Source organism: Treponema pallidum subsp. pallidum str. Nichols (genome assembly GCF_000410535.2).
Lineage (GTDB): Bacteria > Spirochaetota > Spirochaetia > Treponematales > Treponemataceae > Treponema > Treponema pallidum.
The window spans coordinates 1,129,002-1,139,633 of record NC_021490.2; the positions used below are offsets into that span (position 1 = coordinate 1,129,002).

The following is a 10,632-nucleotide window of genomic DNA, read 5'->3' on the forward strand; positions in this document are numbered from 1 at the left end:
GTCCATTCTCCCCCCAGTGTGATACCGTTCCAGTACGCAGTATGGAATCGTTTGTACGCAGCGCACTTGCGGCGCGCACACTCCCCACCTTACTCGGCGTCTTGCTCTGTGCGCTCTACTTTCTGGCCCGCAGCGCAGACTGCTTGGTAGAGAGCGCCAGCGCGCTTTCCCGGCGTTGGGGGATCAGCGAAGCGCTCCTGGGCGCCACGCTCGTGAGCCTGGGCACCACCACCCCCGAGGCAGCCGTGTCTGTATACGCTGCGCTCTGCGGCAACGCCGACTTAGCACTCGGAAACGCCATAGGATCCATCGTGGTGGATACCGGTTTCATTCTCGGACTCGGGGCACTCCTTGCACGCCCCGGGCTCGCGCTCGACACACACTTGATGCGCCGGCACGCGCGGGTGCAATTGTTCGTCGTATGCGCGCTCGGATGGGTAACCCTGCCACGCTTTGGCGCGCGGGTGCATCAGTACGTCGGCTGGCTGTTTCTCAGTCTGCTCGCGCTGTACCTGTGGGTTTCTCTGCGCTGGTCGGCCCTCCCACACGCTCCAGACACCCGCACAGCAGCGCTCCCCGCAGACAAGACTGATACGCGCAGTGTATGCCGCCTGCTCCTGCAATTAGGAGGGGGAATCGGGTTCCTCGTCCTCGGTTCGCGCGTCCTCATCCCCACGGTAGAAATCATGGCGCTCCGCGCAGGAGTACCTGCAGGCATCATAGCCGCAACCATCATCGCCTTTGGCACCAGCGTGCCAGAACTCGTCTCTGCCATCACCGCAGTACGCCGCGGACACGGCGCACTGGCAGTGGGAAACATAGTAGGTGCGGATATCCTCAATGTGCTGTTTGTAGTCGGAGCTGCCGCGTCTCTTACGCCACACGGCCTGCCGGTGCCAAAAATCTTTTCTCTGCTACACCTGCCTGCCATGCTGTTAGTCGTGGGAATCTTTCACGCGTGCGCACTCGGCCGCAGGACCCTCACCCGCCCTGCCGGTGTGCTCCTGTGCGCGGTATATGGGCTGTTCGTGCTGCTAAACGGATTGCTCAGGGGCACAGGACCCTAATCGGAGTCAGAGAGCGGTCCAGGCTTTCCATTCATGTCCGCAAGATATCCTGCAAGGGTGTGGCACGTTGCGCGCGCCTCTGCCAGTTTCTTGCGCTCTGCGGTCACCACTTCTTCAGGAGCGTGCGTGCAAAACTGCGCGTCTGCAAGCTTACGCTCCACCTGCTGCACTTTTTGCCGCGCCTTCTGCCACGCTTTTTGAAGACGCGCGCACAGCATCGTCCGGTCAATTCCTTCCGTCGTTACTAAGAACAGCTCAAACCCTGTCCCCGCTGTTGCAACGGCAACCTGCGGTTTAGGCGCATCGCTTTCAAGATACACAAGCGAGGAAATACCCGCTAACACACAAATCAATTCCTCATATGTGCGCGCCACCGCTCCCGGATCGTGCACACAGGACACCTGCGCTGCGGCGTTCGCATCCTGCGCCGGAGAACTCGGACGCAGTCTGACTGAAACAGCTTTTTGCGGATCAATACCACACGCAGCGCGCAGCGTACGCACCGCACGCACTATTTCCTGCACCGCACCTATATGCGCACACGCGCGCGCATCTACCCGCGACGGCACATACACCGGATATGGCGCGCACATGAGCAACGCGTGCGCCCCAGACGGAATTGCTTGGGTGGTATCGTGCACAGAAGGCGACAGCGACCGGTAAATCTCTTCTGTTACAAACGGCAAAAAAGGATGGAGCAGTCGCAGCGTCTCTTCCAGAAGGGTACAGAGCACTGAAGCTGCGCGATCCTTCTCCTGTTCATCAGGTTTCTGAAACGAGCATTTACTTGCCTCTACATACCAATCACAAAAGCTGTTCCAAAAGAACTCATACACTGCCTGTGCCGCATCATTAAAACGGTACGCTTCAAGTGCTGTACGCACCTGCTGCACAGTTTCATTAAATGTGTGAAAGATCCAGCGATCCAGTTCAGTTAGAGACACGTGCGCAATAGCGTACACCCGCCTGCCTTCGAGATTGCCCAAAATATAACGAGAAGCATTCCACACCTTATTCGCAAACCGCGAACCCATCTTGAACGAATCCATTTCTATCAACACGTCCTGCCCCTGCGCACACATAAAGGCAAGCGTAAAACGCAGTGCATCGGCACCGTACGTGCGAATAATGTGCAGCGGGTCCACCCCGTTGTTGAGTGATTTGCTCATCTTTCTTCCCTGCTTGTCACGCACTAAACCGTGCAGGTACACATCTCGAAAAGGAACCGTTTGCGTAAACTCCAGCCCCGCCATTATCATGCGCGCCACCCAAAAGAAAATAATGTCATACGCGGTAATGACCGCAGACGTGGGGTAAAACGCGCGCAGCTTCTGCGTTTCCTGAGGCCACCCAAGAGTAGAAAAAGGCCACAGCCAACTGGAAAACCACGTATCTAACACGTCAGGATCCTGCGTTATATCCGCACTGCCGCAATGAGCACAGCGCTGCACATCCACCCGACTCACCGTTTGCTGTGCACACTGTGCGCAATACCACACCGGGATGCGATGTCCCCACCACAGCTGGCGCGAAATACACCAGTCGCGAATGTGCTCAAGCCACCGCACATAGGTATTTTCCCATTTCTTAGGATGGAACTGCACGTCCGCACGCTTCCACGCAGCCAGGGCCTGAGAAGCAAGTGGTTTCATTTTGACAAACCACTGCAGAGAAAGATACGGCTCAATAACTGCTTCGCAGCGATAACACACTCCCACCGAATGCACTATGCGCTCCTCACGGGACAGGAGCCCATGCGCCTGCAAATCGGCAACGATTTGTATCCGTGCCTGAGCACACGAAAGCCCCCGATACGCAGCAGGCACCTGATCATTGAGCGAGCCATCTGGATTGAGCATATTAATCGCTTCAAGCGAATGGCGCGTCCCAATATCCCAGTCGTTCGGATCGTGCGCAGGAGTAATCTTTACCATACCGGTTCCAAAATCCTGCGCAACATATGAATCAGCAATAATAGGAACAATGCGGTTCACCATTGGCACGCATACCTTACGTCCAATCAAAGATTGGTAGCGCGCATCATCTGGATGCACCGCAACTGCCACATCTGCCAAAATGGTTTCAGGGCGCGTAGTAGCAATGATGATAGTTTCCCCCACCTGAGCAGTCCCTAATGGAGGGGGAACGCCGTTTCCTTCTTCTTCAGTACGGGGTAAAAGAGGGTACCGAACATAATAGAGCGCGCCATCCTTTTCTTGATGAAAAACCTCATCGTCAGACAGCGCGGTGCCACAGCGAGGACACCAGTTAACCAAGTACATGCTACGATAGAGCAAGCCACGTTCATAAAGCGTAACGAACGCTTCGCGTACGGAGGCTGACATACCTGCATCAAGCGTAAAGCGCTCACAGGTCCAATCACAAGATGCCCCCATCTTCCGTAACTGCATGCGAATAGTGTCTTGATGGGAATCCTTTATCTGCTGCGTTCGTGCAACGAATTGTTCGCGCGTCACCTCACGCTTATGGATGCCTTCCTTCCTCAAGGCGCGTTCAACCACATGCTGCGTGGCAATACCTGCATGGTCAGTTCCCGGAATCCAGAGCGTACACGCACCGGCCATGCGCTGGTAGCGGATAACGATATCCTGCAACACCGTATTGAGACAGTGCCCCATATGGAGTACGCCCGTTATATTTGGCGGTGGGATAGCAATGACAAAGGTACGCGCACCCCCTTCTATCTGTCTGCTATGCCCATCGCACCCCTCGCTATCCGACGTTCCACTCCCGCGCGCACGCGGGCTAAATGCCTGCCGCTGCTCCCAGCATGCGTAGACACGCGCTTCAAAATCTGCAGGCCCATAGACAGGAGGCAGCACTATTTTTTGCAGTTTTTGGGTCATAATTCGTTGAGCTCCCATTTCACAGCAGATAGGATGAAAAGTGTACGGTTTTTTATCCGGTACATGCAAGTTTCTTGCCGTCACTGCCAGCCGCTCCTCCCCAGAGCTTTTGGATACATAAAAAACCCGTCCTGAATAGGAGGTAGTCTTTCATGCAAGTGTCATTTGTTGTTCACGGTATATCTTGCACTGCGTGCGTGCGGCGCATAGAGGAAGCAGTGCGCCACGTGACAGGCGCATACGACGTTTACGTAAATCCCACCACCAGCCATTTATACGTACACACTGATCTTCACCCTACTGAGCACACCCTGTTTGCTCAGACCATCATCGATGCAGTTTCACATGCAGGATTCAAAGCCACGCTTTTAGATACGCATTCGACAACCGCACCGCTTGCTGCAACCCAGCCGGTACATCCAGATTTTGTGACGCTCAAAAGGCGTGTCCGTACTTCTCTCTGCTTACTCGTGCCCCTTATGTATCTGTCCATGGGGCACATGGTGCACCTACCGATCCCTGGGTTCTTGCACCCCCTGAAATATGCGCTTTCCTTTGCCCTTGTACAGGCGTTTCTGACATTACCTGTCCTGTACGCCAATCGCTCTCTTTTTCGTGCAGGACTTATTGCGTTGTATGGTGCAATTCTGAGACGCAACACTGCAACTATGGATTCGCTCATCTCTCTCGGTTCCCTGAGTTCTTTTACATACGGTCTCTTTGCCACGGCGCGTATAGCAATGGGCGTGCATGCCAACGACACGGCACTTGTATCGCACTATGTGGCGGATTTGTATTTCGAATCAGCTGCAATGATCGTAACGCTCGTCACGGTGGGTAAATACCTGTCCGCCTTGTCTAAAGGGCGCACTTCTCGCGCACTCACACAACTGCTAGACATAAAACCTAAAACGGCTCGCGTTATCCGTCAGGTATCTGTTCCGCGCGGAGCATCCCCTTCTTCCCCAACAACTGCAAGCGCTGCATCAGCCCATGAGACCCATGAAATTGAGATAGAAATTCCTGCACAGGACGTACTTGTCGGAGACACCGTACTTGTAAAAGCAGGTGAGCTAGTTCCGGTAGATGGGATCATCACATCCGGGCAGGCCACGCTCGATGAGTCAAACGTCACAGGGGAAAGTATTCCGGTAGAAAAAGGACGCGGAGATTCCGTCATTTCTGCGTCCTTAGTCAGCACGGGGTTCCTCAAATTTCGTGCTGAACGGGTAGGGGAGCATACCACCCTTGCGCAAATTATCTCATTGGTAGAAAAAACTGCTGCGTCTAAAGTTCCGGTCACCAAACTAGTCGACGCTGTCAGCGCATACTTCGTACCATCAATCGTAGCACTCTCCTTGCTCTCTGGCTGCGCGTGGTTATGCGCAGGAGCGTCTGCAGAATTTGCCTTTTCTATCGCAGTCACTGTCCTGGTCATATCATGCCCGTGCGTGTTAGGACTTGCCGTCCCTACCGCGCTCATGGTTGCAACGGGTAAGGGTGCACAGATGGGTATTCTCATAAAATCAGCGCAGGTATTCCAGCAAATGGCACGCACGAAAGTAATAGCGTTCGATAAAACTGGCACCCTCACCTTAGGACGTCCTACACTTTCACACATACACACGCTCCATCCAACCTATAACGAAGAAGACATACTCCACCTTGCGTACAGCTTAGAAGTATGCTCTGGCCATCCGCTTGCAGCTGCAATTAGCGTAGCTGCACAGCGTAAAGGAATGACACCGCTTGCTATAACCGATTTCAACTCAGAACAAGGACTCGGTCTACGGGCGCGCTTAGTGCATACCTCGTATGCAAAGACCGTCATGGTAGGCAATGCACGTATGATGGTCGCACACAGTATTGATGGCATGGACACATATCTCTCTCCATCACACAATCTAGAGGAAACGCCCTTATTTGTAGCAGCGGATAAAAATCTCGTAGGAGTTCTTTTTGTTTCAGATCCCGTAAAGGTACATTCTTCTGCAGCGATTGGTGCCTTGCACAAGCGTGGGATCCAAACGCTGATGCTAACGGGAGACGTCAAACACGTTGCACACACCATCGCTGCACGCTGTGGTGTCAAGAAAAGTAAAGCGGAGTTACTCCCTCATGATAAGGAACGAGAAATTTCCGCTTTAAAAGCGTCCGGAATGATGGTAGCGATGGTAGGAGACGGCGTAAACGACGCGCCTGCACTGGCATCCGCCGATGTTGGGATCGCCATCGGTGCAGGTTCTGATATTGCAGTAGAAAGTGCAGACGTAGTCCTGATGAGAAACTGCATACGGGACGTGGTAACGTTGGTAGATCTCAGCATTGCAACGGTGCGGAACATGAAGCAGAACTTATTTTGGGCATTTTTTTACAACACGCTCGGCGTTCCTCTAGCAGCAGGACTCGGATATCCCTTCTTCGGATTACGTCTCACACCTATGCTTGCAGCAGCAGCGATGAGTTTAAGCTCAGTCTCGGTGTTATGCAATGCGTTGAGGTTGAACCAGTTTCAGTCTTCATCACCATAAAGGACTGCGCGAACTCGCTCGCTCCGTCAGACAGGATGCGGTCTGCGCAAAGAAACGAACCTCCTATCTATCATAGGAGGCTTATGGATTTAAAAGCTTAAATACAGCGAAAAAAAATGCATGACGCTACCGCCGATGACGAACATATGCCAGATAGTATGCGTCCACTTTATTCTCTTGAGTGCGTAGAATACACAACCAACCGTGTAGAGCACGCCTCCTAATACCAAAAACAGAAAGCTAATCTCAGGGAGCCGTTCCCGCAACGGCTTTGCTACAAACACTACCAGCCACCCCATCGCTATATACATCACGAGAGACAGCCACCGTACCCGATGCCCAAACACGGAGTATATTACGCTCCCACTACACGCTAATCCCCAAATAACCCCAAAAACAGTCCATCCGATCGCGCCGTACAGTGTAGTCAGGCAACTCGCAGTATACGTACCTGCAATGAGCACGTAAATACAACAGTGATCAATAACACCGAACACATACTTCGCTCCACGAGGCAGAGCATGGTACAGCGTAGAGCACAGGTACAGCACAATGAGTGAGGAGCCAAAGACACTAAAACCAACAACATAGCGAGCCGTCAAGTCAGCCGGCGTATAGTGCACTGCACGCACCACCAGGAGCACCAGTGCAACGATGGATAGTCCGACACCGATACCGTGGGTGACTGCATTTGCGATTTCCTCACCAAGAGAATAGCTCTCCTGGTAAGATCGTATGGACTTAGCACAGGCCGCAGACGCAGGACAGATAGCATCCGATCCGTCTGCGTTAACAATTTTTTCCACAAAACGCCCCCTTCCGTAGGACGATTATGCACACTTCCCCAAGCACTTCAACCAACACCTCCCTCCCCTCATGCTGTAACGGGAGAGAGGCCTTATGTGCAAAATACAGGACTTCCAGCGCATGGCCGTACGTGTGTTGTACGTACAGCCTGCTCTACCTAGGCTTTCAGGGTAGCACCAAGCATCCAAATGGCCTTTCCCAACGTCCTCAGTATGTCTGTGATAATGCCGTCAGTCACTGCATCCCCACTTTCAGCTGCAAGTACTTGCGTTTGGCTGAATCGCGTACTTAGGTATTCAAAATCCCGCTTTACGCGCGCAAGCGCAGAGACGATAGTGATCTCTTTCTCCGTCTCTTCTGCAATTCCACTCAACGCAAGGTATTCAGCCATAGACGCAGGAGCCTGCGCGCCCAGCTGTAACAACCGCTCGGCAATCGTATCAAAGGCTTCAGTAACTGATACATAATACTCTTCAAGGAGCTCATGCACCTGTTTAAACTCAATGCCGTAGATGTGCCAGTGATAGTTATGTAGCTTGATATACAGTACTCCCAGATCCGCTACATGCTGGCGCAATTGCTCGCAGATAGCAGCAATGGCACGAGCGTCCGGTACACCGGGGGCGCTGGCTCCAACTGCAGCGCTCGTGGCGGTGCTGTGGTATTTTTTTCCATCTGTACACATGTTCATCGTTCTTTCTCCTCCAAACTTTAAAGCAAAAACCATGCCAACAAAAAATCGAAAGAAATGGAGCATAACCACTGTCTTTTTGGACTTTTCCCGGCTTTTTTTCACCGATTGGTAAAATAATCATTTATTTTCACCGAGATTTCGTGAAGTTTCAGCGAAATCTTTTTTCCAGGAGACGTAATTCTCAATCCACCAAGCCTCCCAACAAACCGGTAAGATCATTGACGTGCGTGGTATTGGACGTTACCATGCCCCTGTGGACGGACACGCGGCGCTGGACCGCGCAATTCGTAAGCGGATTGATTTCCCTAAAAAAGGAATTCTCTACTACGACATTACTGGCGTGCTGATGAACGCGGCTGTATTTCGTTACTGTCTTGATCAAATGGTGGAATTCTACCGCGATGAGCACGTTACCGCGGTCGCAGCAATCGAATCACGTGGCTTTATTTTTGCCGCGCCTTTTGCAGATCGCATGGGAATACCTCTTATTTTAGTTCGGAAGGCGGGGAAACTACCGGGGGATACGTACTCGTGCTCCTATTCCTTAGAGTATGGAAAGGCGACCGTTGAGGTTCACAAGAGCGATGTAGTCGCGGGGGCCCGCGTGCTGTTAACAGACGACCTGATTGCCACCGGTGGAACGCTGAATGCAGCGCGCACGATGCTCCGGGCTGGCGGGGCAGAAGTGGTGGGCTTCTTCGCCGTTGTGGGTTTACCATTCCTACGGTACCATGAGCTGATTGGGGATCTTCCCGTGAGAACGCTCATCGAATACAACCAGGAAACTTCCAATTAACTTCTCCAAGGCAGGAGGAGTGTCACTGATCATACACAAACGCATCTAATGAGTGCCGACCGGCTAGCAGCGCAACCAGGCGATCAAATCCGAGTGCTGCTCCAGAGCAAGGGGGCATGCGTGCGCACGCGTGCGCAAAGCCCTCTGGAACAGGATGCACAACTCGCGCAGATCCCTGTTTTGCGGTTTGTTCTTCCCTGCAGTACCGGGTAACATGCTTCGCATCCCGCTGCTCTGTGTAACAGTTTATGAGTTCCACACCGCGGACGTACAGTTCCCACCGTTCCTTTACCACCCAGTGAGGTGCGTCACCCTTGTTAGGTGACGTAGATTGTATCCCTGAGCGTCCAGTGTGTTCCTGCGCCAGGCAGGATATCTGTATAGGATAGTCATACAGCACGACGCAACGATCCTTTATTGACCTCAACTTTGGTTCAACAATATGCACGAGCAACAGTTCGTACAAATCGTCCCATGACCACTGGGTATAATCGACCCCCGCACGTGCTCCCAGGTCTATTCCGGAGCGCAATACTTCCTGCGCAAGCGTCTGTACACTACTCGCGTGCGAAAGGGAAAAGCCTGCATAGCGGAGAAAAGCTTCCTCGACCGTCACGTACTCGAAGGGAGCACAAAAACAAGCACACGAATATGGGTCCGCGAGCGGATGACTCTGTACTTGTTCAACCACAAAGCGAAAGAGTTTGCTGCTTACATCGAGCGACGTCTTGTAGTCAGCGTACACCGTGTAGTATTCGACCATAGTAAATTCCGGCCTATGCAAGGCGCCCATGGACTCTCCATTGCGATAGCACTTTGAGATCTGAAAAGCCGAACGTTGCAGTTGCGCGATGAGCGGTTTCAGAAAAACCTCAGGAGAGGGAACGAGATATAACTTCTGTGTATCTTTAGCATGCACTGACGTAAAGTACTCGGTTTGAAACACCTCAAGACACCGTTCTGGAACGAGCGCACGGGCGAGTGCAGGCGTATCGAGCTCTATGTAGTGGTGTTCAAGGAAAAAATCACGCACTGCACGCAAGCACTGCGCGCGAAAGAGGACAGATTCGGTATCCATTATTTCTTAGGAAGGTCCGCCCTTTTTTCAATCAGGTTCGAAATGAGACCATATTCTAGTGCTTGAGAAGCGTCGAGCCAGTAGTCTCGATTTGTATCCTGTGCAACTTTATCTAAGCTCACACCCGTTTCACTTGCGATCAAAGCGTTCAGTTTCGATCGCGTTTTCTCAAGCTCCCGTGCGTGGATTTCTATGTCTGTCGCAACGCCACGCATACCAGAAAGGGGTTGGTGTATCAAGTACCGGCTATTGCGCAATCCAAACCTACAATCCTTTTTTGCCGCGAGCAAAACGAGTACACCAGCACTCGCAACCAACCCCATTCCAATTGTGTACACTGGCGTCTTGACGAAGCGAATAACGTCAAAAATAGCGTACCCTGCATCCACATCCCCCCCAGGAGAATCCACGTACATATAGATGGGCTTCGAAACGGAAAGAGACTCCAATACAAAGAGTTGCCGTACTATTCCCTCTGCGAGGTCTTTACTTATTTCCCCTGAAAGGAGAATTTGCCGCGTTTCCAAAAACTTCTGGAAAAAAACACTCTCCCCTGATTCTGAGTGCGCACGTTTTTCCTGCGTAGCATCACACCTCATAACCACTCCGACTCCCCATTTCTCGCGGGCATGCTCACGGTATACTGTCGCGCAACAGCCCCACACTAAACAAGAGCCGCTTAGTGTAGCATAAAAACTTCTCTTGAATAACAAGATAATCTACACCCACAAAGCAACGCGCGTATAACCTCTTCGTTTATTGCAGGCAAAATACAATAGGTTGTATCATAGG

Annotated in this window: 8 protein-coding genes; 3 read left to right on the forward strand and 5 right to left on the reverse strand. The window is 52.3% G+C overall.

Annotated elements, in window-relative coordinates:
* The first annotated feature begins 41 nt into the window (after nucleotides 1-41).
* Complete coding sequence (locus TPANIC_RS05110) at nucleotides 42-1,067, forward strand: sodium:calcium antiporter (RefSeq protein WP_010882478.1); 1,026 nt, start codon at nucleotides 42-44, stop codon at nucleotides 1,065-1,067.
* Here TPANIC_RS05110 and TPANIC_RS05115 read toward each other — a convergent pair.
* On the reverse strand, nucleotides 1,064-3,934 hold the full coding sequence (locus TPANIC_RS05115; RefSeq protein WP_010882479.1) for a valine--tRNA ligase: 2,871 nt from the start codon (nucleotides 3,932-3,934) through the stop codon (nucleotides 1,064-1,066). The two genes, TPANIC_RS05110 and TPANIC_RS05115, sit on opposite strands and share 4 nt — an antisense overlap.
* 152 nt (nucleotides 3,935-4,086) lie before the next feature.
* On the opposite strand from TPANIC_RS05115, the gene TPANIC_RS05120 reads away from it, so the two are divergent.
* On the forward strand, nucleotides 4,087-6,465 hold the full coding sequence (locus TPANIC_RS05120; RefSeq protein ID WP_010882480.1) for a heavy metal translocating P-type ATPase: 2,379 nt from the start codon (nucleotides 4,087-4,089) through the stop codon (nucleotides 6,463-6,465).
* 89 nt (nucleotides 6,466-6,554) lie between these two features.
* On the opposite strand, the gene trhA is transcribed toward TPANIC_RS05120, so the two are convergent.
* Nucleotides 6,555-7,271 (reverse strand): PAQR family membrane homeostasis protein TrhA, encoded by a 717-nt coding sequence (trhA, locus tag TPANIC_RS05125; RefSeq protein ID WP_010882481.1) that lies wholly within the window; start codon nucleotides 7,269-7,271, stop codon nucleotides 6,555-6,557.
* Between the two features lie 158 nt (nucleotides 7,272-7,429).
* The gene (locus tag TPANIC_RS05130) at nucleotides 7,430-7,963 is read right to left on the reverse strand and encodes a Dps family protein (protein WP_010882482.1); all 534 of its coding nucleotides are present in this window, start codon (nucleotides 7,961-7,963) and stop codon (nucleotides 7,430-7,432) included.
* A gap of 226 nt (nucleotides 7,964-8,189) precedes the next feature.
* Between TPANIC_RS05130 and TPANIC_RS05135 the strand changes: the two genes are divergently transcribed.
* The gene (locus tag TPANIC_RS05135) at nucleotides 8,190-8,762 is read left to right on the forward strand and encodes an adenine phosphoribosyltransferase (RefSeq protein WP_010882483.1); all 573 of its coding nucleotides are present in this window, start codon (nucleotides 8,190-8,192) and stop codon (nucleotides 8,760-8,762) included.
* A 22-nt stretch (nucleotides 8,763-8,784) separates the two neighbouring features.
* On the opposite strand, the gene TPANIC_RS05140 is transcribed toward TPANIC_RS05135, so the two are convergent.
* A complete protein-coding gene (locus TPANIC_RS05140) occupies nucleotides 8,785-9,840 on the reverse strand; it encodes an EF-P lysine aminoacylase GenX (RefSeq protein ID WP_010882484.1) in 1,056 nt (351 codons plus the stop codon).
* Nucleotides 9,840-10,439, reverse strand: coding sequence for an ATP-dependent Clp protease proteolytic subunit (locus TPANIC_RS05145; protein WP_014342706.1), 600 nt, complete (start codon nucleotides 10,437-10,439; stop codon nucleotides 9,840-9,842). Before TPANIC_RS05145 ends, TPANIC_RS05140 begins: the two co-directional genes overlap by 1 nt.
* Nucleotides 10,440-10,632 lie beyond the last annotated feature (193 nt).

Excerpts from the sequence above, each read along its gene's own strand:
- TPANIC_RS05145 (WP_014342706.1), bottom strand. The coding sequence starts at position 10,439 with ATGAGGTGTGATGCTACGCAGGAAAAACGTGCGCACTCAGAATCAGGG.
- TPANIC_RS05110 (WP_010882478.1), top strand. The coding sequence starts at position 42 with ATGGAATCGTTTGTACGCAGCGCACTTGCGGCGCGCACACTCCCCACC.
- TPANIC_RS05120 (WP_010882480.1), top strand. The coding sequence starts at position 4,087 with ATGCAAGTGTCATTTGTTGTTCACGGTATATCTTGCACTGCGTGCGTG.
- TPANIC_RS05140 (WP_010882484.1), bottom strand. The coding sequence starts at position 9,840 with ATGGATACCGAATCTGTCCTCTTTCGCGCGCAGTGCTTGCGTGCAGTG.
- TPANIC_RS05130 (WP_010882482.1), bottom strand. The coding sequence starts at position 7,963 with ATGAACATGTGTACAGATGGAAAAAAATACCACAGCACCGCCACGAGC.
- TPANIC_RS05115 (WP_010882479.1), bottom strand. The coding sequence starts at position 3,934 with ATGACCCAAAAACTGCAAAAAATAGTGCTGCCTCCTGTCTATGGGCCT.